21 protein-coding genes are annotated in these 22,748 nt (G+C 72.2%); 14 read left to right on the top strand and 7 right to left on the bottom strand.

The features are described 5' to 3' along the window. The first annotated feature begins 41 nt into the window (after positions 1-41). The 5 genes from leuS to holA all read left to right on the top strand — a co-directional run bounded on the left by leuS (position 42) and on the right by holA (position 7,600). Positions 42-2,549 (top strand): leucine--tRNA ligase, encoded by a 2,508-nt coding sequence (gene leuS / locus BM127_RS08235; RefSeq protein ID WP_091197210.1) that lies wholly within the window; start codon positions 42-44, stop codon positions 2,547-2,549. Between the two features lie 28 nt (positions 2,550-2,577). Next, on the top strand, positions 2,578-3,435 hold the full coding sequence (locus tag BM127_RS08230; RefSeq protein ID WP_091197207.1) for a DegV family protein: 858 nt from the start codon (positions 2,578-2,580) through the stop codon (positions 3,433-3,435). Between the two features lie 73 nt (positions 3,436-3,508). Continuing rightward, positions 3,509-4,330: a ComEA family DNA-binding protein gene (locus tag BM127_RS08225; protein ID WP_091197205.1), complete on the top strand. Its 822-nt coding sequence runs from the start codon at positions 3,509-3,511 to the stop codon at positions 4,328-4,330. 3 nt (positions 4,331-4,333) lie between these two features. Further along, on the top strand, positions 4,334-6,601 hold the full coding sequence (locus tag BM127_RS08220) for a ComEC/Rec2 family competence protein (protein ID WP_091197203.1): 2,268 nt from the start codon (positions 4,334-4,336) through the stop codon (positions 6,599-6,601). A gap of 12 nt (positions 6,602-6,613) precedes the next feature. Then, positions 6,614-7,600 carry a DNA polymerase III subunit delta gene (gene holA / locus BM127_RS08215; protein ID WP_091197201.1) on the top strand — a complete coding sequence of 329 codons (987 nt, stop codon included), beginning with the start codon at positions 6,614-6,616 and terminating at the stop codon, positions 7,598-7,600. A 77-nt stretch (positions 7,601-7,677) separates the two neighbouring features. On the opposite strand, the gene rpsT is transcribed toward holA, so the two are convergent. The 3 genes from rpsT to BM127_RS08200 all read right to left on the bottom strand — a co-directional run bounded on the left by rpsT (position 7,678) and on the right by BM127_RS08200 (position 9,998). Beyond that, positions 7,678-7,938: a 30S ribosomal protein S20 gene (gene rpsT, locus BM127_RS08210; RefSeq protein ID WP_091197198.1), complete on the bottom strand. Its 261-nt coding sequence runs from the start codon at positions 7,936-7,938 to the stop codon at positions 7,678-7,680. Between the two features lie 153 nt (positions 7,939-8,091). Then, positions 8,092-9,042 carry an aminoglycoside phosphotransferase family protein gene (locus tag BM127_RS08205; protein WP_091197196.1) on the bottom strand — a complete coding sequence of 317 codons (951 nt, stop codon included), beginning with the start codon at positions 9,040-9,042 and terminating at the stop codon, positions 8,092-8,094. Then, a complete protein-coding gene (locus BM127_RS08200) occupies positions 9,039-9,998 on the bottom strand; it encodes a phosphotransferase family protein (protein ID WP_091197193.1) in 960 nt (319 codons plus the stop codon). Before BM127_RS08200 ends, BM127_RS08205 begins: the two co-directional genes overlap by 4 nt. Positions 9,999-10,082: 84 nt before the next feature. Between BM127_RS08200 and BM127_RS08195 the strand changes: the two genes are divergently transcribed. Beyond that, a complete protein-coding gene (locus BM127_RS08195) occupies positions 10,083-10,610 on the top strand; it encodes a GNAT family N-acetyltransferase (RefSeq protein WP_091197191.1) in 528 nt (175 codons plus the stop codon). Here the strand turns inward: BM127_RS08195 and BM127_RS08190 are convergent. After that, on the bottom strand, positions 10,589-11,524 hold the full coding sequence (locus BM127_RS08190) for a DMT family transporter (protein WP_091197188.1): 936 nt from the start codon (positions 11,522-11,524) through the stop codon (positions 10,589-10,591). The genes BM127_RS08195 and BM127_RS08190 overlap by 22 nt on opposite strands. 87 nt (positions 11,525-11,611) lie before the next feature. Between BM127_RS08190 and lepA the strand changes: the two genes are divergently transcribed. The 3 genes from lepA to BM127_RS08175 are packed head-to-tail and all read left to right on the top strand — an operon-like array spanning position 11,612 to position 14,878. Then, positions 11,612-13,489 (top strand): translation elongation factor 4, encoded by a 1,878-nt coding sequence (lepA, locus tag BM127_RS08185; protein WP_091197185.1) that lies wholly within the window; start codon positions 11,612-11,614, stop codon positions 13,487-13,489. Positions 13,490-13,491: 2 nt separating this feature from the next. Continuing rightward, a complete protein-coding gene (locus tag BM127_RS08180; protein ID WP_091197182.1) occupies positions 13,492-13,986 on the top strand; it encodes a HutD/Ves family protein in 495 nt (164 codons plus the stop codon). Between the two features lie 49 nt (positions 13,987-14,035). Continuing rightward, positions 14,036-14,878: an alpha/beta hydrolase fold domain-containing protein gene (locus BM127_RS08175; RefSeq protein ID WP_198554266.1), complete on the top strand. Its 843-nt coding sequence runs from the start codon at positions 14,036-14,038 to the stop codon at positions 14,876-14,878. Positions 14,879-14,901: 23 nt separating this feature from the next. On the opposite strand, the gene BM127_RS08170 is transcribed toward BM127_RS08175, so the two are convergent. Beyond that, on the bottom strand, positions 14,902-15,474 hold the full coding sequence (locus BM127_RS08170; protein ID WP_091197177.1) for a TIGR03086 family metal-binding protein: 573 nt from the start codon (positions 15,472-15,474) through the stop codon (positions 14,902-14,904). Between the two features lie 111 nt (positions 15,475-15,585). Here BM127_RS08170 and BM127_RS08165 point away from each other — a divergent pair, with 111 nt between their 5' ends. After that, positions 15,586-16,377 carry a helix-turn-helix domain-containing protein gene (locus BM127_RS08165; RefSeq protein ID WP_198554267.1) on the top strand — a complete coding sequence of 264 codons (792 nt, stop codon included), beginning with the start codon at positions 15,586-15,588 and terminating at the stop codon, positions 16,375-16,377. Here BM127_RS08165 and BM127_RS08160 read toward each other — a convergent pair. Beyond that, on the bottom strand, positions 16,358-17,455 hold the full coding sequence (locus BM127_RS08160; protein WP_091197172.1) for a DNA glycosylase AlkZ-like family protein: 1,098 nt from the start codon (positions 17,453-17,455) through the stop codon (positions 16,358-16,360). The two genes, BM127_RS08165 and BM127_RS08160, sit on opposite strands and share 20 nt — an antisense overlap. A 59-nt stretch (positions 17,456-17,514) precedes the next feature. Between BM127_RS08160 and BM127_RS08155 the strand changes: the two genes are divergently transcribed. Further along, positions 17,515-17,988, top strand: a complete 474-nt coding sequence (locus tag BM127_RS08155; protein WP_091197941.1) for an SRPBCC family protein — start codon at positions 17,515-17,517, stop codon at positions 17,986-17,988. Between the two features lie 4 nt (positions 17,989-17,992). Here BM127_RS08155 and BM127_RS08150 read toward each other — a convergent pair whose 3' ends face one another. Continuing rightward, positions 17,993-18,439: an XdhC family protein gene (locus tag BM127_RS08150; protein WP_157829550.1), complete on the bottom strand. Its 447-nt coding sequence runs from the start codon at positions 18,437-18,439 to the stop codon at positions 17,993-17,995. A 109-nt stretch (positions 18,440-18,548) separates the two neighbouring features. On the opposite strand from BM127_RS08150, the gene BM127_RS08145 reads away from it, so the two are divergent. The 3 genes from BM127_RS08145 to hemW all read left to right on the top strand — a co-directional run bounded on the left by BM127_RS08145 (position 18,549) and on the right by hemW (position 22,707). Beyond that, positions 18,549-19,484, top strand: coding sequence for an aminoglycoside phosphotransferase family protein (locus tag BM127_RS08145; RefSeq protein WP_091197167.1), 936 nt, complete (start codon positions 18,549-18,551; stop codon positions 19,482-19,484). 141 nt (positions 19,485-19,625) lie between these two features. Next, positions 19,626-21,446 (top strand): AMP-dependent synthetase/ligase, encoded by a 1,821-nt coding sequence (locus BM127_RS08140; RefSeq protein ID WP_091197164.1) that lies wholly within the window; start codon positions 19,626-19,628, stop codon positions 21,444-21,446. 43 nt (positions 21,447-21,489) lie between these two features. Further along, a complete protein-coding gene (gene hemW / locus BM127_RS08135) occupies positions 21,490-22,707 on the top strand; it encodes a radical SAM family heme chaperone HemW (RefSeq protein ID WP_091197939.1) in 1,218 nt (405 codons plus the stop codon). Positions 22,708-22,748 lie beyond the last annotated feature (41 nt).

Below are 22,748 nucleotides of genomic sequence, written 5' to 3'. Positions count from 1 at the left end.
ACCCAGCAGCACGCACCACGCCAGCAACAAGAGGACACGCCATGAGCAGCCCAGACACGAGCGACACCGGAGCCCACGAGGCCGAGCGCGCGACGTACGACATCGCGGCCGCGGAGACGAAGTGGCAGCGCGTGTGGGAGGACCTCGACCCGTTCAGGGCCGACGACGACAGCCCGCGCGAGAAGCGCTACGCGCTGACGATGTTCCCCTACCCGAGCGGCGACCTGCACATGGGTCACGCCGAGGTGTTCGCGCTGCACGACGTGGTCGCGCGCTACTGGTGGCAGCGCGGCTACGAGGTGCTGAACCCGATGGGCTTCGACTCCTTCGGCCTGCCCGCGGAGAACGCCGCGATCCGCAACGACGAGCACCCCGACACCTACACGCGCGCCAACATCGCCAAGTCCATCGAGTCGTGCAAGAAGTACGCCGCGTCCTTCGACTGGTCGCGGACCTTCAACACCTCCGACCCGGACTACTACCGCTGGACGCAGTGGCTGTTCCTGGAGTTCTTCAAGCGCGGCCTGGCCTACCGGAAGAACAGCCCGGTCAACTGGTGCCCGCAGGACCGGACGGTGCTGGCCAACGAGCAGGTCGTCAACGGCGCCTGCGAGCGGTGCGGGGCGGAGGTGACCAAGAAGGAGCTGACCCAGTGGTACTTCAAGATCACCGACTACGCCCAGGAGCTGCTGGACGGCCTGGACGAGCTGGAGGACACGTGGCCGGCCCGCGTCGTCACCGCGCAGCGCAACTGGATCGGCCGGTCCGAGGGTGCGCACGTCGACTTCGCCATCGACGGGCGCGACGAGCCGGTCACGGTCTACACGACCCGGCCGGACACGATCTTCGGCACGACCTTCATGGTGGTCGCGGTCGATGCCGCGCTGGCGGACGAGCTGGTCACCGACGCGCAGCGGGAGGCCTTCGAGACCTACCGCGAGGAGGTCCGTCGCGAGACCGAGATCGAGCGCCTGTCGACCGACCGTCCCAAGACCGGGGTCGACCTGGGTGTCACCGCCACCAACCCCGTGACGGGGCAGCAGATCCCGGTCTGGGCGACCGACTACGTCCTGGCCGACTACGGCACCGGCGCTGTGATGGGCGTGCCCGGCGGCGACCAGCGTGACTGGGAGTTCGCCACCGCGATGGGGCTGCCGATCGTGCGCACCACCGAGGTGCCGGACGACTTCGACGGCGAGGCCTACAGCGGTGAGGGGGCGACCATCAACTCGCCCGCGCCGGGCGAGGACGCCCCGCTGGACATCAACGGGCTGCCGGTCGCGGAGGCCAAGAGCACGACGATCGAGTTCCTGGAGGGGCAGAGGACCGGCCAGGGCACCGTCAACTTCCGGCTGCGCGACTGGCTGCTGAGCCGCCAGCGCTACTGGGGTGCCCCGATCCCGATCATCCACTGCCCGGTCGACGGCGAGGTCCCGGTCCCCGAGGACCAGCTGCCGGTCACGCTGCCGATGCTGCGCGGCGCCGACCTGAAGCCCAAGGGCACCTCGCCCCTGGGCGGGGCGGCCGAGTGGGTCAACGTCGCCTGCCCGACCTGCGGCGGGCCGGCCACCCGCGACACCGACACCATGGACACCTTCGTCGACTCGTCCTGGTACATGTTCCGCTACTGCTCGCCGCACGACGACACGCAGCCGTTCGACTCGGCGAAGGTCAACGCGTGGATGCCGTCCAACCTCTACGTCGGCGGTGTCGAGCACGCCGTGCTGCACCTGCTCTACGGCCGGTTCTTCACCAAGGTGCTCAACGACATGGGCCTGGTGGACTTCCGCGAGCCGTGGTCGGCCCAGCTCAACCAGGGCTTCGTGATCAACCAGGGCAAGAAGATGAGCAAGTCCCTGGGCAACGGCGTCAACCTGGGGGACCAGCTCGGTGCCTTCGGTGTGGATGCGGTGCGCCTGACCCTGGTCTTCGCGGGCCCGCCCGAGGACGACATCGACTGGGCCAACATGTCGCCGGAGGGTTCGCTGCGCTTCCTGCAGCGCGCCTGGCGGCTGTCCGGTGACGTCACGTCGTCGCCCGGCGCCGACGTCACGACCGGAGACCTGGCGCTGCGGCGTACGACGGCGCGGACCGTGCACGACGCGGCCGAGCTGGTCGAGGCCTACCGCTTCAACGTGATGGTCGCCCGCGTGATGGAGCTGGTCAACGCGACCCGCAAGGCCATCGACTCCGGGTGCGGCCCCGCCGACCCGGCAGTGCGTGAGGCGACCGAGGCGGTGGCGATCCTGCTGTCGCTGGTCGCGCCCTACACGGCCGAGGAGATGTGGGAGCGGCTGGGCCACCAGCCCACCGTCGTACGCGCCGGCTGGCCGGAGGTCGACGAGGCCCTGCTGGTCGAGGACACCGTCACGGCGATCGTCCAGGTCAAGGGCAAGGTCCGGGCGCGCCTGGAGGTGGCCTCGGACATCTCGGAGGCCGACCTGGAGGCCGCCGCCCTGGCCGACGAGGGCGTGCAGCGCGCCATCGACGGAGCGCCGGTCCGCAAGGTGATCGTGCGCGCGCCGAAGCTCGTGAACATCGTCGTCTAGGTCTTCGGTCCGCCAGTAGGGTCTCGCTATGCCTCGCGTGGTGGTCGTCACCGACTCGACCGCGAGCCTGCCCGCCGAGGTGGCGCAGGCTCGCGGCATCCGGGTCGTGCCGCTGCAGGTCGTGATCGGCGCCAGGGTGCTCGACGAGGGGCCGGACGGTGCCACCCCCGACGTGGTCGCGCAGGCGCTGCGTGACTTCGTGCCGGTCAGCACGTCGCGACCGGCGCCGATGCTCTTCGCCGACCTCTACCGCGAGCTCGAGGCCGACGGCGTCGACGAGATCGTGTCGATCCACCTCTCCGGCGAGATGAGCGGCACCTTCGAGTCCGCGCAGCTGGCGGCGCTCGAGGTCGAGCTGCCGGTGCACGTCGTCGACTCGGGACAGGTCGGCATCGCGACCGGCTATGCCGCGCTCACCGCGGCCGATGTGCTCGACGCGGGCGGCACCGGCCAGGAGGCGGCCGAGGCCGCGCTCGCCCGGGGCGAGGCAGCCACGTCGTTGTTCTACGTCGACACCCTCGAGTACCTCCGTCGCGGTGGCCGGATCGGTGCCGCTGCCGCGATCCTCGGCAGCGCGCTGTCGGTGAAGCCGCTGCTGGAGATCGCCGAGGGCAAGGTGGTCCCGCGCGAGCGGGTCCGTACGGCGTCGCGCGCGCTCGCCCGGCTGGCCGACCTGGCGGTCGAGGTGGCCGGCGACCAGGTCGTCGACGTGAGCGTCGCCCACCTCGCCAACGGCGACCGGGCCGCGGAGCTCGCAGCGATCCTCGCCGAACGGCTGGCCGAGGGGCTCGAGGGTCGCGAGGTGATGTGCGGCGAGCTCGGTGCCGTGCTGGGCGCGCACGTCGGGCCGGGGATGGTCGCGGTCTGCGTGTCTCCGCGCCCCTGAACCCCGGCGGGGCCTGTCCACAGATCGCGCAGGCCCCCTGTTGCGGCCCCGTCGTCGTTCCTAGCGTGGAGGGATGCGCCGATCCCCGTCGTCCTCCGAGCACGCCGAGGCGGTGTCGCGCCGACTCGCGACGCTGAGTGCGGAGCTCGCTGCCGTCCGCGGCGAGCCGGACGACGCCTCGACGCACACGCGGGTGCGCGAGCGCGTGGACGCGGGTCCGCCTCCGGTCGTCCTTCCGGTGCCGGGGCGACACGCGTCGCGGCGCCTGCGCATCGGGGGTCTCCAGCTGGGGCCGGTGCACCTCGCGCTCGTCGCCGTCGTGGCGGCGCTGGCCGTCGGTCTGGCGGCGTGGTGGGCCGTACGCGACCAGGCGGAGGCCGTGCCGATGGCGCCGGTGGGCTCCGCGGCGGGGTCACCGTCGCCGCTGGCCGACGTGAGTCCCGAAGCCGGGACCGCATCGTCAGAGGAGGCCGCCGACCTCGTGGTCGACGTCGCCGGCAAGGTGCGCACGCCCGGCATCGCCGTGCTCCCGGCCGGGTCACGGGTCGTCGACGCGCTGGAGGCGGCTGGAGGGGCGCGCCGCGGGGTCGACCTCACGTCCCTCAACCTGGCCCGGCCCGTGGTCGACGGCGAGCAGATCCTCGTCGGCGTCGCGCCGGTGCCCGGGGTCGCCGGCACCCTCACCGCTCCGTCGACAGGCGACGCGCTGGTCAGCCTCAACACCGCCGACCAGACCACGCTCGAGACGCTGCCCGGGGTGGGGCCGGTGACCGCCGAGTCGATCATCGCGTGGCGCACCGACAACGGCGGGTTCACCTCCGTGGACGAGCTGCTCGAGGTCGACGGCATCGGCGAGGCCACCCTCGAGGACCTCGCCCCGCTCGTCACCCTCTGACCCGTGCCCGACCTGCGCGCGCTGGCCCTCGGCGCGGGGGCGTGGGTGGGCGCCCTGCTGGTCCTGCTGCTGCCGGGGTGGGTGGCGCTGGTCGCGGTCTGCACGGTCGTCCTGGTCGTGGCTGGTGGCGCACGTGGTCGACGCTGGTCTGCCGCCTGGCTGGGTCCTGTCGCCGCCCTCGCCGCCGTGGCCGGGATCGCCACGCTCCAGCAGACCCTCGTCGAGACGTCACCGCTGACCGGGCTCGCCGACGACGGCGCCGTCGTCTCGGTCCGGCTCCAGGTCACCTCGGACGTCCGCGTCGTCGCCGGCCAGTACGGCGACCTCCAGGTCGCGCAGGCCCGGGTCCAGCGGGTCGAGGGGAGGGGGCGCGCGTGGCACCTCGACGCCCCGGTGGTGCTGATGGCCTCTGCGGACTGGCCACGGTTCGCGCTGGGCACAGCCGTCGAGACCACGGCCCGGCTGGTGCCGGCCGAGGACGACGTGGCCGCACTCGTGCGCCCCACCGGCGAGCCACGGGTGGTGGCCGAGCCGGACGTGTGGTGGGACGCCGCCGCAGCCGTACGCCGTTCGGTGCGCGCGGCCGTCGCCGGACGGGACGCCGACGCCCGCGAGCTCGTCCCGGCGCTGGTCGTGGGTGACGACGGCGGGCTCGACCCTGCCCTCGCCGACGACTTCCGGACGACCGGGCTCACCCACCTGCTGGCGGTGAGCGGCACCAACCTGACCCTGGTGGTCGGTTTCCTCCTCGTCCTGGGACGGTGGCTGGGCGTGCGCGGGCGATGGCTCTACGTGCTGGCGGCCGTCGGGATCGCCGGCTTCGTGATGACCGCACGGGCCGAGCCCAGCGTCGTACGCGCAGCCGCGATGGGCACCGTCGCCCTCGTCGGGATGGCGCGCAACGGCCGCTCGCGCGGCACCCGCGGGCTCGGCGTCGCCGTGCTCGGCCTGCTGCTCCTCTGGCCACGGCTCGCGGTCACCGCGGGCTTCGCCCTGTCGGTCCTGGCGACCGCCGGCATCCTGCTCCTGGCCCCGGTCTGGCGGGATGCGCTGATGCGCTGGACGCCGCGGTGGGTGGCCGAGGCCGTCTCGGTGCCGCTGGCCGCCCAGGTCGCGTGCACGCCTGTGGTGGCCGCGCTGTCCGGCCAGGTGAGCCTGGTCGCCGTCGGCGCCAATCTCCTCGCGGCTCCGGCTGTCGCGCCGGCCACCGTGCTCGGGCTGGCCGGAGGGCTGCTCGGCCTGGCCTGGTCGCCGCTCGGGGTGCTGGCGGCCGCTCCCGCCGCGTGGTCTGCGCAGTGGATCATCGCGGTCGCGCGGTGGGGAGCCGACGTGCCGACGGCAGCGGTCGACTGGGGGACCGGCCCGGCTCCGCTGGTGCTGCTGACCCTGCTGTGCACGGCGTCCGTGCCGCTGGCACCCCGGGTGCTCCGCCGTCCGGGCTCCACGCTGGCCTGCACCGGACTGCTGGTGGTGGTGATGCTCGTCAGGCCGCCGAGCCCCGGGTGGCCACCGACGGGGTGGGTGTTCGCGGTCTGCGACGTCGGGCAGGGCGACGGACTGGTGCTGCGGGCGGGCGAGCACGCGGCGGTGGTGGTGGACGCAGGACCGGACCCCGAGACGATGGACGCCTGCCTCGACCGGTTGGAGGTCCGGTCCGTGCCGCTGCTGGTGCTGACCCACTTCCACGCCGATCACGTCGACGGGGTCGCAGGCGTGCTCGAGGGCCGCGAGGTCGCCGCGATCGAGGGCTCGGCCCTGCTCGAGCCCGCGGCGGGGGTGCAGGAGGTGGAGTCCGCGTTCGGCCGCCACGCCGCCCTGTCGTCGTACGGCATGACGCGACGGGTGGGTGGGGTGACCCTGCAGGCGGTGTGGCCCCGTCCGGACGGGACCGGCGGCGACCCGAGCGAGAGTGCACCCAACAACGCCAGTGTCGTGCTGGTCGCCGAGGTGGCGGGCCTCCGGATCCTGCTCACCGGCGACGTCGAGCCGTCCGCCCAGGCGGCGCTGGCGCGGGACCTCGCGGGGCTCCGGGTCGACGTCCTCAAGGTGCCGCACCACGGCAGCCGGCACCAGGACCTCGACTGGCTGACGTCGCTCGGAGCCCGGCTGGCGGTGGTGTCGGTGGGGGAGGGGAACGACTACGGCCACCCCGCGCCCGACCTGCTCCTCGCGCTGTCCGCCGCGGGCGCGCGGGTGTGGCGTACGGACACCGCCGGCGACGTGGTCGTGGTGGTGAGGGACGGCGAGGTCGGTGTCGTCACCCGCGGATAGAGTGACGGCACCATGGCACGCACCCCCTCCGCCGCGCAGGTCCTCGGCCACGTCGTCCTCGTGACGGGCAAGGAGGAGTACCTCTCCTCGCGCACCGTCGTCTCGGTCCGCGACGCCGTTCGGGTGCACGACGCGGACGCCGAGTTCGCCGAGTCGCCTGCCTCCGACCTGACCCTCGCCTCCCTCGGGGAGATGTCCGCGCCGTCCCTCTTCTCCTCGATCCGCTGCGTGACGGTGCGCGGGCTGGAGGACCTGCCCGACGAGTCGGTCGACGGGCTGCTCGCCTACTGTGCCGACCCGGTCGACGACGTCGCGCTCGTGCTGGTGCACTCCGGCGGCGCCAAGGGCAGCGGCGTGCTGGCCAAGCTGCGCAAGCTCCCCGCGGTGACCGAGGTGAAGTCCGAGGAGATCAGGGCCAGCGAGATGCCGGGCTTCGTGACCTCCGAGGTCGCCACGCACGGGGCGAAGATCGACTCCGACGCCGCCACCTTCCTCGTCCAGGCTGTCGGCACCGACCTGCGCTCGCTGGCGGCTGCAGCCGACCAGCTGACCAACGACTTCCACGGTGAGCAGCTCACCGTGGAGAAGGTGCAGCGCTACTTCGGTGGTCGCGCCGAGGCCAAGTCGTTCACCGTCGCCGACGCGGCGTTCGCGGGCAAGCGGGCGCTCGCCCTGGAGGAGCTGCGGTGGGCGCTCGACTCCGGCACCGCCGCGGTGCTGGTGACCTCGGCGATGGCAGCCTCCGCGCGCAGCCTGGCCCGCTACCTCGGCTCACCGCGGGGAGCGCGCGACGGTGACCTCGCCCGCGACCTCGGCGTCCCGCCGTGGAAGGTCCGCACGGTCCGCGACCAGTCGCGGTCGTGGAGTCCCGACGGCATCGCTGCGGCAGTGCGCGCGGTCGCCGTGGCCGACGCCGACATCAAGGGGCAGGCGCACGACGCGTCCTACACCCTCGAGCGGCTGGTCCTCACCGTCGCCGGGCTGCGCGACCCCCGCTGACCGACCCCCGCTGACCGACTGGGCCCGAAATGCAAAACACCCGCCACGAGGGCGGGTGTCCAGCGAGGAGGCTCGGGTCAGAGCGACGCGGCCTTCTTGGCGATCGAGGACTTGCGGTTGGCGGCCTGGTTGTCGTGGATGACGCCCTTGGCAGCGGCCTTGTCGAGCGCCTTCATGGCGTCGCGGCCCGCGGCGACGGCCGCGTCCTTGTCGCCGGTCTCGGCGAGCTCGCGGAACTTGCGGACGGCGGTCTTCAGGCGCGACTTGACGGCCTGGTTGCGCACGCGCGCCTTCTCGTTCTGCTTGTTGCGCTTGATCTGGGACTTGATGTTCGCCACGTGTGGGTCCTCGATGTTGTGGAGCTGGTCAGGGTGAAAGTCTCGTGCTGTCGGCTGCCTGGCAACCGCTCCTGCCGATGAGCACAGGAGGGTCGGGCGCCGGACATGCAGTGAGAAAGACTACCGGCACCCGTCCCGAGCGCCCAAATCCGCCTACAGCGAGCGACCGGTGCGCCTGCTCACTGCCTCCAGCATGCGCCTCGACTCGCGGGTCCGGAACTCGTTGAGCGTCGGCAGGTTGACGTCGACCGCGACGACCGACCTGACCGCGAGGTGGGCGCCGAAGCCGGCGAGGAACGCGGTGACCGTCTCCTCGCCCGCCTCGAGGAGCGTCGGGGAGGACGCGATGGAGGTGTCGAACCAGGGCTCGTCCATCCGCTCCAGCCGGGTGAGCAGCGGGTCGGCCCAGGCCGGGCCGCGTGCCGCGGCGCCCCAGTCGATGAAGACGATCTCCCCTCCCGGTCGCCGCAGCAGGTTGTCGACGCGGATGTCCCAGTGGGCGAGGTGGGGCATCGGGCGCGAGCCGTGGTCACGCAGCACTGTGGCCCAGCCGTGCGGGTCGGTCCGCAGCCACGCGGGCACCGGCACCTCGGCCGGTGCGTCGCGGAGCGTGTCGAGGGTGTCGGCCCACCTGCGGAGCACGAACCCCACGTCGACCAGGTCCACCGACTGAGGCACCTCGAGTCCCTGCAGGACCTCGGACAGCCGGTCGGTCCCCTCGAGGACCGCGTCCAGCTCCGCGTCGTCGCTGAAGTCGGGGTGGCGCCCCTCGACGTCCTCGATCAGAAGCGCGACCCAGTCCCCGTCGTCGTACGACCCCAGTAGCTGCGCCCACAGCTCGTGCGCGCCGATGTGCGTGAGCACGCCGATCTCGCGCCGGAAGAGGCTCGGGGTGTCGGGATTCAGCGAGGCGCCGACAGCCTTGACGAACGCGCGGGTCCCGTCGGCGCAGGTCACCCGCGTGGCGCAGCCCGGCGACATGCCGCCCACCTGCTCGGCCACCTCGACGACCGGGGAGCCCAGCGACCGGTCGACCCAGGCGCGGACCGCAGCGGGCACACCGTCGTACGGCAGGCGTACGCCGACCGCGCGGGGCGCGGTCACGACCAGCCCCGGCGCTCGGACAGCCAGTCCCAGCAGACCTCGCCCTGCCAGCGCTGGTGGTCGCGGATGTGCGGGGACGTGTGCGGGGCGGGCAGCTCGCACTGGGTGAAGAAGTAGCCGACGTAGAGCGCGAGGTTGATGTCGTACGCCTCGGGGTCGACGTCCTTCAGCAGCCGGCGCCCGGCGATCACGCGGTCCACGTCGATCCCCTCCGCGCGCGGGCCGATCAGGGCGGCGAACGAGTCGAACCAGGCGGCACCGCGCACGGGCCAGTTCCAGTCGCACACCAGCGCGCGTCCCTCGGGGTCGATGAGCACGTTGTCGGAGCGGATGTCGGTGTGCACCAACGTGTCGCCGCCGACGACCTCGGCGTAGCGCCGGGCGAGCGCCTCGGTCTCGGCGAGGTGGGTGGGGTCGAGGTCGGTGCGGGTCTCGCGCAGGCTGGTCCAGCCGTCGAGGAGCGGGGCGAAGTCGACCTCGGCGGTGTCGAGGTCCAGCCCGGCCGGGGGTGGGGTCAGCAGGTCGGCCGCCTGCTCGAGGGAGTCGAGGAGCGCGTCGAGGTCGTCCTCCTGCCAAGGCCGGTGCGGCGCCCGGGCGGCGACGTACTCGATGCCGAGCACCACCCAGTCGTCGTCCAGGTGCCACAGCAGGCGCGGGGCCGGCACCGACGCGGGCAGTGCGGCGAGCTTGCGGGCCTCCTCGCGGTAGGAGTCGGCGAACACGCGCTGCGCCTTGACCGACGCCGCCTTGGCGAAGTGGCGGGAGCCGTCCTCGCACACGAGGACGGACGCGAAGCCGGGCGTGAAGCCGCTGGTCTGCGAGATCGCCGACACGACGGGGGAGCCGCACCTGCGCTCGATCCACGCCCGCAGGTGCGGCGGGAGGAAGGGCCACTCCAGGCGCCTGGCGGTCTCCCCGTGCGGGGCTGGGTAGGGCGGCAGCGGCGTGCGGGACATGGCGGCATCCTTCCCCACCGGTCGCCGCGCCCGACACCGGATATCGGGCTGCGCCCGCGGCTTCGACCTTGGCAGGATGGCGCCATGCCCGAGCTCGTCCTGCCCACCACGTCCGTGCGCGAGTCCTTCCTGGAGGCGATGGACGAGTTCGTCGCCGAGGGCGCGGAGTTCAGCCAGACCGCCGCCTGGATCGAGCACAACGCCCCCGGCTGGCAGGACCCCGACGCCTTCGCGGTCTTCGTCGAGGCGGTGAAGGCCGACGCCCTCCTCGAGACGCCTCGCCTCGAGTGGCACGTGCCGTGCACGACCCTGTGGTGGGTCGACGGCGACGACTACCTCGGCCGGCTCGCCATCCGCCACGAGCTCAACGACTTCCTCCTCGACGTGGGCGGGCACATCGGCTACGACGTACGCCCCACCCGTCGGCGCGAGGGGCACGCCACCGCGATGCTGACGAAGGCGCTGCCGTGGGCGCTCGCTCTGGGCATCGACCCCGCCCTGGTGACCTGCGACGACGACAACGTCGGATCGATCCGGGTGATCGAGGCGGCGGGCGGCGTGCTGGAGGACGTACGCGGCACGAAGCGGCGCTACTGGGTGCCGACGTCCTGAGCCGCAGCGGGCACCGCGGTCGGGGCGGGCGCGGCCCGGGTGCGCGTGGCGGCGCCCACGCCGACCACCGCGACCACCAGCCCGACCAGCTGGGTGGGCGAGAGCGTCTCGTCGAGGATCAGCCACGCCAGCACGGCCGTGACCGGTGGGCTGAGGAAGAACAGGCTGGCCGCCGCGCCCGAGCCACCGCGCAGCACCAGCAGCGACAGCAGCACCAGGCCGATGATCGAGTTGACGATCGCCAGGAACAGCACCGAGATCAGGGCCTGCCGGCCGTCGGTGACCGGCCACGCGCCCTCCGTGAGCCAGCCGAGCACCAGCAGGGGAGGTGCCGACACGGCGAACTGGACGGCCGCCGACCAGAGCAGGTCGGGTTGCGCGCCGATCCAGCGCTGGCCGAGCGTGCCGAGGCTGAGGGTGAGCATGCTGAGCGCGCCGATGACCACCGCGACGGGGCCGCCCGCGTGGCCCAGGTCCGCACCCAGGACGAGCAGCACGCCGGCCACCCCGACGCCGAAGCCGAGGACCTGCACACGGGAGACGCGCTCGCCGAGGAGCCCGGCCGCCAGGAGGGCGGTGAGGACGGGGCTGAGTGCGTGGAAGAGCGAGGCGAGGGTGGCGCCCAGGCCGAGGTCGAAGGCGACGTACATCAGGCCGAACTGCAGCGCATTCATCACCAGCCCCACCAGGGCCACCCGGCCGAGCGTCGCGCGGTCCATCCGCGTGGGTCGACGCAGCGCCAGTGACAGCCCGGCGGCGATCAGGGCGGCGACGACGAAGCGCCAGCCCAGGACCGAGAACGGCGCGGCGGCGTGCACGGCGGCGGGCCCGGAGATGTAGCCCGACGACCAGACGAGCACGAACGCGGCGGCCGGCAGGAGCGGGAGGTGGTTCGCGTGGGCCGGCCGAGTCACCCCCGCACGCTAACGCGCCGGTTCGGCGAGGCTCGCCCCGCGTGGGAGAATGGTCCGATCCCTCCGTCGTACTCCTGAAAGCAGTCCGTGAGCCTCAAGAACGCGCCGAAGCCTGGCTCGACCGACCCATCGATCATCCGCAACTTCTGCATCATCGCGCACATCGACCACGGCAAGTCGACCCTCGCCGACCGCATGCTCCAGCTGACCGGGGTGGTCGACGAGCGCTCGTCCCGCGCGCAGTACCTCGACCGGATGGACATCGAGCGCGAGCGCGGCATCACCATCAAGAGCCAGGCCGTGCGCCTCCCGTGGACCGTGCCGGCCGACAACGCCGAGGGCGTCGAGCCCGGCACCTACGTGCTCAACATGATCGACACCCCCGGGCACGTCGACTTCACCTACGAGGTGTCCCGCTCCCTCGAGGCGTGCGAGGCCGCGGTCCTGCTGGTCGACGCCGCCCAGGGCATCGAGGCCCAGACGCTGGCCAACCTCTACCTCGCGCTCGGCGCGGACCTCCACGTCATCCCGGTGCTCAACAAGATCGACCTCCCCAACGCGCAGCCGGAGAAGTACGCCGCCGAGCTCGCCGGCATCATCGGCTGCGACCCGTCCGACGTGCTGCAGACCTCGGCGAAGACCGGCCTCGGCGTCGAGGCGCTGCTCAACGAGATCGTCAAGCAGACCCCCGCCCCCGTCGGCAACGCCGACGCCCCGCCCCGCGCGCTCATCTTCGACTCGGTCTACGACACCTACCGCGGGGTCGTCACCTACGTCCGCGTCGTCGACGGCAAGCTCAGCCACCGCGACCGCATCAAGATGATGTCCAACGGCGTCGTCCACGAGATGCTCGAGGTCGGCGTCATCAGCCCCGAGCCGATGAAGGCGAGCGACCTCGGCGTCGGCGAGGTGGGCTACCTCATCACGGGCGTCAAGGACGTACGCCAGTCGCGCGTCGGTGACACCGTCACCAGTCAGCACCACGGGGCGACGGAGTCGCTGGGCGGCTACAAGCACCCCAACCCGATGGTGTTCGCCGGGCTCTACCCGATCGACGGCGACGACTACCCCAACCTCCGCGACGCCCTCGAGCGCCTGCAGCTCAACGACGCCGCGCTGGCCTACGAGCCCGAGACGTCCGGCGCGCTGGGCTTCGGCTTCCGCTGCGGCTTCCTCGGCCTGCTCCACATGGAGATCGTGCGTGAGCGCCTCGAGCGCGAGTTCAACCTCGACCTGATCTCGACGGCCCCCAACGTCGTCTACTCGGTCGCGATGGAGGACGGCACCGTCATCGAGTGCACCAACCCGAGTGAGTACCCCGACGGCGGCAAGATCGCCGAGGTGCGCGAGCCGGTCGTGCGCGCCACGATCCTGTCGCCCTCCGACTACATCGGCACGATCATGGAGCTCTGCCAGGCCAAGCGCGGCAACCTGCAGGGGATGGACTACCTCTCCGAGGACCGCGTCGAGATGCGCTACACGCTGCCGATGGGCGAGATCGTCTTCGACTTCTTCGACCAGCTCAAGTCGCGCACCAAGGGCTACGCCTCCCTCGACTACGAGCGCGACGGCGACCAGGCCTCCGACCTCGTCAAGGTCGACATCCTGCTCCAGGGCGAGCCGGTCGACGCGTTCAGCGCGATCGTGCACAAGGACGCGGCCTACGCCTACGGCGTGATGCTGGCCGGCAAGCTCAAGGAGCTCATCCCGCGCCAGCAGTTCGAGGTGCCGATCCAGGCAGCCATCGGTGCCCGGGTGATCGCGCGCGAGAACATCCGCGCCATCCGCAAGGACGTCCTCGCCAAGTGCTACGGCGGCGACATCACCCGCAAGCGCAAGCTCCTGGAGAAGCAGAAGGAGGGCAAGAAGCGGATGAAGATGGTCGGCCGCGTCGAGGTCCCCCAGGAGGCGTTCGTCGCCGCGCTCTCCACCACGCAGCCGGCCGAGAAGTCCGGCAAGAAGTAGTCGTGCCCCCGATCGTCCGCAGCGACGAGGTGCCCCCGCGGCCCTGGGGCAACGGTGGAGGTACGACGCGGGAGCTGGCGACGGCCGACGACGGGGCCTGGCGGATCAGCCTCGCCGACGTCGACCGCGACGGACCGTTCTCCACCTTCCCCGGCCGGCACCGCCTCCTGACGGTCGTCGACGGACCGGTGCTCGGGCTGGAGGTCGACGGCGAGACCCACGTCGTCGAGCCGCACCGACCCTTCGCGTTCTCCGGGGACGCGGCGGTCGTCGCGTCGGTGCCCGAGGGCGCGGTGCGCGCGCTCAACGTCATCGCCTCGCCCGACGTGGACTCCTTCGTCACCGTCCTCGAGCTCGGCCGGACCTCGGTCCTGCCGCTCGCCGGCGACCAGGCGGCGTACGTCCTGAAGGGGACCGACGCCGGCTGCCTGGTCACCGGACCGGGTGAGGTCGCGGGCCGCTGCACGGTCGCCGTCATCACCCTGCAGCGCAGCTGACCCGTCCGCCTGACCAATCCGACGGGGGTGGCCGTCGCGAACTGCGACCGTGACGCCAGGGGACCGGTTGCGGGTCGAGATGATGCGGGCGACTGCGAGGTTCACGGTGTCGTACGGAGACGGGCTGAGGTTCGCGGGCCGCGACCTGCCGGCTCCCGACCGCGTGCTCGTGCCGACCCGCCACGGCAAGGTGCCGGTCTTCCTCTACCGGCCGGCGCCCGGCCCGCTGCCGATCCACGTGCACCTGCACGGCGGTGCGTTCCTGATGCGCTACCCCGCGATGGACGACTGGTGGTGCCGCTACGTCGCTGCCACGGCGGGCGTGGTGGTCGCCAACGTGGACTTCGAGGTGGCACCCCGCGTCGCCTACCCCGTCGCCCAGCAGCAGGCGCACGACGTCGCCGCGGCGCTCGCGGGCGACGGCACCCCGGTCTCGGTCGGCGGCTTCAGCTCCGGCGGTGGCCTGGCCGCGTCGGTGGCGCTCCAGGCGCGCGACTCCGGCTCCTTCACCCCGACGCTGCAGGTGCTCGGCATCCCGTCGCTCGACCTGTCGGCCGAACCCCGCGACGGCGAGCCGGGCATGATCTCGCCGGAGCTGCGCCGCCTCGTGCGCCGCGTGTACCTGCCCGATCCGGCGACCCGGCTGGAGCCGTACGCCTCGCCGCTGCTCGCCGCTGACCTGACCGGGCTGCCGCCGGCGGTCGTGCTCACCGCCGAGCGGGACGTCCTGCGCGCGGAGGGCGACGCCTACGCCCACCGGCTCCGGGCCTCCGGCATCCGGGTGGTGCACGACGTGACGCCCGGCGTCGACCACTACTTCCTCACCGAGGACCCGGTCCGCGCCCGCTCGACGATGGCGATGGTCGCCGGCGAGATCCGGGACGCCGCCTAGGCCGACTGGGCCGCCTGGGCCGCTTAGGACTGCCGAACCGGCTCGGGGCGCCAGCCCGGGTCCCGGCCCAGCCGGGCCAGCAGGCGGTCGGAGGCGGATGCGTCGTCGGACACCTCGACCGCCTCCCTGCAGATGCCCTCGGAGTAGAGGGCGTCGCCCCAGCCGTCGGCCGTGGTGTGCAGCTGGGTGGCCTCCTCGTCGCTGATCGTCCACTCCTGTCCCGTGGCGCGGGCGATGTCAGAACCGTGGACGACGAGGTCCCAACCGTAGAAGTCGGCCATCGTGGCCGCGATCGTCGTGCGGCCGAACCAGCCGTCGTACTCCGTGTCGGCGACGCCGTCGCGGGCAAGCACCTCGGCGACGGCCGCGGCATGCTGGCGCCAGGCCCCGACCGGATCGCTCCGGTCGGGCGAGGGCCCGGGGCCGAGGTCCTGCCGCTTGAGGAACTCGCGCTCGGTGTCGATGACGTGGTCGACCACGTCGCGGACCGTCCACGCCTCGCAGGGGGTCGGTGCGTCCCACGCGGGCCAGGCCCGGCCGACGATGGTGGCGAAGACGTCGGCTCGCTCGGTGAACTTCAGTGAGGTCTCGGTCATGGGTCCACGTTCGCAGCGCGGGTGTCGGTGCCTCTTGTGATAATCCGACACGTGCAGGCGTCACGGGGATCCCGGAAGGTCGATCCGGTCGACCGCGCGCACCTGACGGGCGTGAGCCGTCCCTCACCGCCCATCCACCGCTATGCCCCGAGCCCCCACCTCACGGACCTGGTGGACCGTTTCTGGATCCCGGTCTGGTCGCTGGCCGAGCCGTCGACCCAGAGCACCCTCCAGCACCCGGTGTGCCTCGTCGTCGTGAGCAACACCTATGCCCGGTTCTACGGCGTCGCCCGCGGCCGGTCCAGCGTCACGCTCGAGGGCGACGGCTGGGCCGTCGGCACCATGCTGACCCCCGGCGCGGGTCGGCTCCTGCTGGGCCGGTCGGTCGCCACGGTCACGGACCGCTGGATCGAGCTCGACACGGTGCTGTCTCCCGCGCACGCCGACCTCGTCGACCGGGTCCGCACCGCGATGGAGCCCGACCCGGGCGTCCCCGCCGCCCACGCGGCGGCGATCGAGGCGACGGAGCGGTGGCTGGCGACGCACCTGCCCGTCGACGGGCAGGGACTGCTGGTCAACGAGCTCGTCACCTGGCTGCGCGACCACCCCGACGTGACGCGGGTGTCCGACATGGCGGCGCACGTCGGGCTGACGGAGCGCAGCCTCCAGCGACTCCTCGAGCAGCGGCTGGGACTCGGCCCCAAGTGGCTGGTCCAGCGACGCCGCCTGCACGACGCCGTCGAGGGGTTGAAGGCGGGCACGACCGGGCTGGCCGACATGGCCGCCACCCTCGGCTACACCGACCAGGCGCACTTCACCCACGACTTCCGCACGGTCGCGGGCATGACGCCCGGGGAGTTCCTCCGCGACCAGCCCGGCGCCCTCACACCACCTCGCGGCTGAGCGAGACGTCCGTGACCGTGATGCCGAGGGCCGCCTCGAGCGCGGCGACGGGCGCGTCGAGCTCCGCCCTGCGGGGCCGCCGGGTGCCGGCGAACCACACCACCTCCAGTGGTCGCCTCCTCGCCGATCCTGTCGCCCGCCAGTAGCCGGTGATCCGGCCGTCGACCATCAGGGGCGGCAGCACCAGCCCGTTGGCGCCGCTCCACAGCCGGGTGAGGTGGGCAGGCGCGGCGAACCGTTCGCGGCCCGCGGGGTCGTAGCCGCACATCAGCGCGTCGAACTCCGGCAGCAGTCGTACGCCGGCCAGCGTGCGTGGCGCCGGCGGATCGGCCAGGTCGACGTACGTGCGGCCGTCGGGGCCGTCCGCGGCGACGAGCCCGAGCCGCTCGCCGAGGTCAGCGAGGTGCTCGTCGACCACGCGCAGGCCGACGCCGGACCACCAGGCGAGGTCGTGTCGCGAGGCCGGACCGTGGCTGCGCAGGTGCAGCTCGATCGCGTCCGCGACGCTCGCGTCGACGACCGGCGGGAGGGTGCGGTACTCGGGTGCCCCCTGGCCCGACCAGTCCCCGTTGACCGGACGCCGCACGAGGCCACCGTGGCCGAAGGCGAGGTAGCGACCCGCCTGTTGCCCGGTCACGTCGTCGCGTCCCTCGTGCTCCATCAGCCACCGGTGCAGGTGGTCGGCCAGCTCGTCGGTCGTGCGCCACGCGGTCGCGAACTCCTCGGTGGCCCGCCACAGGTCCTCGAGCGTCGATCGCTCGAGGCGCAGCATCCGCTGCCACAGGGTGCGTTGACCGACCCGCGTCGCGGCACCTAGGGCGGCGTACTGCTCCGGTGTCGCGGTGTGGACGGTGCCTCGGACCGTGCTGCCGCGCACGACCGCCCCGGACTCGTAGGCCGCGGTGAGGTCGTCACGGGTGGTGCCCGGGAAGCGTGCGGCGAGCGCGAGGATGGGGGAGCGGGCCGTCTGGGACTGGATCGGCCCGACCGCCGCGAGTCGCCCGACGAGGTCGGTGGGTGCCTCGGGGAACTGGCGCGCCAGGGCCAGCTGGCCCAGGTCGTCCCACGAGAAGCCCACGCCTGCACGCTAGTGGGCGAGGGGTGGTCGGCGGTCCGACGCTGCGGTTGACTGGCGACATGCCGTCACCGCGCACCCTCCGGGCCAGCCGCACACTTCCCGTCGAGGTGGGCGCCGCCTTCGACGCGGTGCTGCCGATGCCGTTGCCGCGGATCTTCTGCCGGCGCTTCGCGGCGCTGCCGCCCATCAAGGACGTCCGCGACCAGTCGGGCGTGTGGGGCACGGTCGGCCAGACCCGCACGATCGTGCTGGCCGATCGCGGCACCATGCGCGAGACGCTCACCGCAGTGAGTCCCGGCGCGAGCTTCGGCTATCGCATCGAGCCGATGACCGGTCCGCTCACACCCCTCGTCTCGGCGGCCGAGGGCACGTGGGCGTTCGCGCCGGCCGGCACCGGCGTCGAGGTGTCCTGGCAGTGGGTCGTGGAGCCGACCCGCGCAGGGAGCATGGTGATGCCCGTCTTCGCCCGCATGTGGCAGGGCTACGCGCGCCAGGCGCTGGAGGAGATCGAGCGCGCCCTGGTCCCTCGGTGAGGGACTAGTCGAGCATCGGTCCGCCCGGCCGGCCGTAGGCCTCGGCCACGATCTCCGCCACCACGGACAGGGCGATCTCGCCGGGCGCCCTGCCGCCGAGGTTGTGACCTGCGGGCACGTGCAGCGCGGACACGTCGGCACCCTCCTCGACGAGCTCGTCGAGGAGCGCACCGGCACGACGTCGACTCGCCATCATGGCGACGTACGACGCCTCCGAGCCGAGTGCGGCCCGCAGGACGGCCGGTGCATCGGGGGCGTCGTGGTCGCACAGCACCACTGCGTCGCCGGCGCGCGGGGCGAGCCCAGGACCACCGTCGTCGGCCGCCTCGACGAGCACCTCACGCCCGACCGCGCCGGCGATCGTGGCGATGGCCTGCGAGATCGGGTTGTCGCTCAGGACCAGGATCCGGCCGTGCTCTGCCTGCTCGTCCGACCACGGTTGCTGACGCATGCTCATACGCGTACTCGCTTCGCTCCGTGCGCGCATGAGGCACATGTCGCGCTGTTCTCGATGATGAGCTCGCTGACGCTCGCTCGTGTGTGCACCCTAGGCTCGCCCCATGCCCGTCGCCATCCCGCTGGGACTGCTGTCCCAGCGGAGCCTGGGGGAGGACTGGTCGCGCTGGCTCGACCGGTTGCCGCGGCTGACCGACGACCTGCTTGCCGACTGGCACCTCGTGCCGAGCGCAGAGACGCTCCACGGCTTCTGCTCGCTGGTCGTGCCCGTCCGTGACGCCGACGGGGCGCCTGCTGGCCTCAAGGTCACCTTTGACGGCGACGTCGAGTCGCTCCACGAGGGGTTGGCCCTGCAGCACTGGGGCGGGCGCGGCGCCGTACGCCTGCTGCGGGCCGACCCGCGCCGGCGCGCGCTCCTGCTCGACTGGCTGCCCGGACCGGACCTCGGTGACAGCTGGGACGTCGAGGCCTGCGAGGTGGTGGGCGGCCTCTACGGCCGACTTCACCAGCCGGCGATGCCGCAGCTCGCCACTGTCGCGTCGTACGTCGAGCGCTGGCTGGACGACCTCGCCGGCCTGGGCCGCGACCTCCCGATCCCGCGCCGCTACGTCGAGCAGGCCCTCTCCACCGGACGTGACCTGCTGGCCGACGACGGAGGCCGGCCTGTGGTCGTGCACGGCGACCTCCACTACGCCAACGTCATGGCGGACGCGGCCGGGGAGTGGCTCGCCATCGACCCCAAGCCGATGAGCGGCGACCCGCACTACGAGCCTGCCCCCATGCTGTGGAACCGGATGGACGAGCTCGCCGGGCCGGGGGCGGTGGGCTCGGTCCGGGACGGGCTGCGGCGCCGATTCCACGCGATCGTCGACGCGGCCGGTCTCGACGAGGCGCGCGCCCGCGACTGGGTGGTCGTGCGCATGGTGGTCAATGCGGGCTGGACGGTCCAGGACGCGGCCGCTGCGGGTCGGCGACTGACGGCCGACGAGCAGGAGTGGGTCACCCGGTGCATCGCCATCACCAAGGCCGTCCAGGACTGACTTTTCTGATCCGGGGCGAGACAAATGGGGTGTTTGCTACCGCTGGGTAAACATAGTGATCTAGGTTACAGCCCAAGTCAGCAGCACGCCCCCGCTGTGTGACGCGGTCGCGTCACGCTCCGACGAATGAGTAGGTAACAGATGGCGCTCACGATCGACACGGCCTTCCTCGACACGATGCCGGCCAACGTGGCCGTCCAGTTCTTCGACCGCGTGGCCGCATCCCCCGACAGCGAGGCCTTCCGCTTCCCGCGTGGGGAGGCGTGGGAGTCCGTCACCTGGAAGCAGGCCGGCGACCGCGTCGAGGCGCTCGCCGCCGGCCTGATCGCGCTCGGCATCGAGTCCGAGCAGCGCGTCGGCATCGCCTCCGGCACCCGCTACGAGTGGATCCTGGCCGACCTCGCCATCATGTGCGCCGCGGGCGCGACCACCACGGTGTACCCGAGCACCAACGCCGAGGACACCGTCTACATCCTCGGCGACTCCGAGAGCCGCGTCGTCTTCGCCGAGGACGACGAGCAGCTCGCCAAGCTCACCGCACACCGCGCCGAGCTGCCCCACGTCACGAAGGTCGTCACCTTCGACGGAGCCGCCGACGGTGACTGGGTGATCACCCTGGACGACCTGGCCGCGCTCGGTGCCGCCAGGCTCGCCGAGCAGCCCGACATCGTGCGTACGACGTCCGAGGCGATCGCTCCCGACCAGCTCGCGACCCTGATCTACACCTCCGGCACCACCGGCCGCCCCAAGGGCGTCCGGCTCCGGCACTCGTCGTGGGTCTACGAGGGCGAGGCCATCCGTGCGCAGGGCATCCTGTCCGAGAGCGACCTCGAGTTCCGCTGGCTGCCGATGGCCCACTCGTTCGGCAAGGTCCTCATGTCGACCCAGATGGCGTGCGGCTTCGCTGCCGCGATCGACGGTCGCGTCGACAAGATCGTCGACAACCTCGGCGTGGTGAAGCCGACCTTCATGGGTGCGGCCCCCCGCATCTTCGAGAAGGCCCACGGCCGCATCGTCACGATGCAGGCCGCGGAGGGTGGCGCCAAGGAGAAGCTCTTCAAGGCAGCCTTCGCCACCGGCCTCGAGGTCGAGCGCCTCAAGCGCGAGGGCAAGTCGGTCCCGATCGGCCTCAAGGTCAAGCACGGTCTCTTCGACAAGCTGGTCTTCAGCAAGGTGCGCGACCGCTTCGGAGGACGCGTCCGCTTCTTCATCTCCGGTGCCGCCGCGCTCAACCGCGACATCGCCGAGTGGTTCGGCGCGGCCGGCATCACCATCCTCGAGGGCTACGGCCTGACCGAGACCTCCGCGGGCTCGTTCGTCAACCACCCCGACCAGAACAAGTTCGGCACCGTCGGTCCGGTCTTCCCGGGCAGCGAGGTCAAGCTCGGTGAGAACGACGAGGTCATGATCAAGGGCCCCGGCGTGATGGACGGCTACCACAACCTCCCCGAGGAGACCGCGAAGACGCTGACCTCCGACGGCTGGCTGCACACCGGTGACAAGGGCGCCCTCGACGAGGACGGCCACCTGGTCATCACCGGCCGGATCAAGGAGCTCTTCAAGACCTCCGGCGGCAAGTACATCGCACCGCCGGCGATCGAGTCAAAGTTCAAGGCCGTGTGCCCCTACGCCAGCCAGTTCATGGTCTTCGGCGAGGAGCGCAACTACGTCGTCGCGCTCGTCACTCTCGACCCCGATGCGATGGCGGGCTGGGCCGAGGCCAACGGCATGAGCGGCGCGTCCTACACCGACATCGTGCAGTCCGACGCCGTGAAGGCGATGGTCGCTGAGTACGTCGACGAGCTCAACAGCCACCTCAACCGCTGGGAGACCATCAAGAAGTGGAAGCTCCTCGACCACGACCTCACGGTCGAGTCGGGCGAGCTCACCCCCTCGATGAAGGTCAAGCGCAACGTCGTCCAGGGCAACCACCAGGGCCTGATCGACGAGATGTACGCCTGAGGCGAGCACTGCTCGCGGGGGCACGCGTGGTTTGATGACCCGCGTGCCCCCCGCGCAGCCCGACGGCGACGTCGCCCCCGAGGACGGCCTGCTGCCCGACGAGGCGTGGGCCGAGTTCGGCCGCAAGCCCTTCGGCCTCTACGTCCACGTCCCGTTCTGCAGCGTCCGTTGCGGCTACTGCGACTTCAACACCTACACCGCGCACGAGCTCGGTGACGAGGTCGGCGCCAGCCGGTCGACCTACGCCGAGGCTGCGATCCGCGAGATCCGCTTCGCCCGCCAGGTCCTGGGGCACCGCGACGTCAAGATCGAGACCATCTTCTTCGGCGGAGGCACCCCGACCCTGCTGAAGCCGGCCGACCTCGGTGCGATCGTGGCCAGCGCGGCGGCCGAGTTCGGCCTGGCCGACGGGGTGGAGATCACCACCGAGGCCAACCCCGACAGCGTGGCTGCCTGGGACCTCGACGAGCTGCGGACCGCCGGGTTCAACAGGATCAGCTTCGGCATGCAGTCCGCCGTCGACCACGTGCTGCGCACGCTCGACCGTACGCACGACCCGATGCGGGTGCCGGCCGCGGTCGACTGGGCTCGTCAGGCCGGCTTCGACGACGTCAGCCTCGACCTCATCTACGGCACGCCGGGGGAGTCGCTCGCGGACTGGGAGACCTCGGTGGAGGCCGCGCTGTCGTGCCGGCCCGACCACATCTCGGCGTACTCCCTCATCGTCGAGGAGGGCACCGCTCTTGCCCGGCAGGTCAAGCGCGGCGAGCTGCCGATGCCCGACGAGGACGACCTCGCCGACAAGTACCACCTCGCCGACGAGCGTTTCTCGGCCGCCGGGCTGGGCTGGTACGAGGTGTCCAACTGGGCCACCTCGCCCGACCACTGGTGTCGCCACAACCAGCTCTACTGGACCGGCGGCCACTGGTGGGGAGTCGGCCCCGGCGCGCACTCGCACGTCGGCGGCACGCGGTGGTGGAACGTCAAGCACCCCACGGCGTACGCCGACCGGCTGGGCCGCGGCGTCTCGCCGGCCCTGGCCCGCGAGGTGCTGGGCTACCGCGACCAGAAGGTCGAGCGGATCCTGCTCGAGATCCGTCTGGTCGAGGGACTCCCGGTCACGGCGCTGGAGGCCACCGGCCGCTCGCACGTCGCCCGCCTCGTCGCCGACGGCCTGGTCGAGCTCGTGGCCGAGCGCCTCATCCTCACCCAGCGTGGCCGGCTCCTCGCCGACGCAGTCGTGCGCGACCTCGTCGACTAGCGCCTCCGCTTCGCTTCGGTCCGGAGACTGGCAGCCGGTGT

This window comes from Nocardioides alpinus, from assembly GCF_900112035.1.
In the GTDB taxonomy this organism is placed as follows: Bacteria; Actinomycetota; Actinomycetes; order Propionibacteriales; family Nocardioidaceae; genus Nocardioides; species Nocardioides alpinus.
This window is presented reverse-complemented; position numbering and strand designations above follow the sequence as displayed.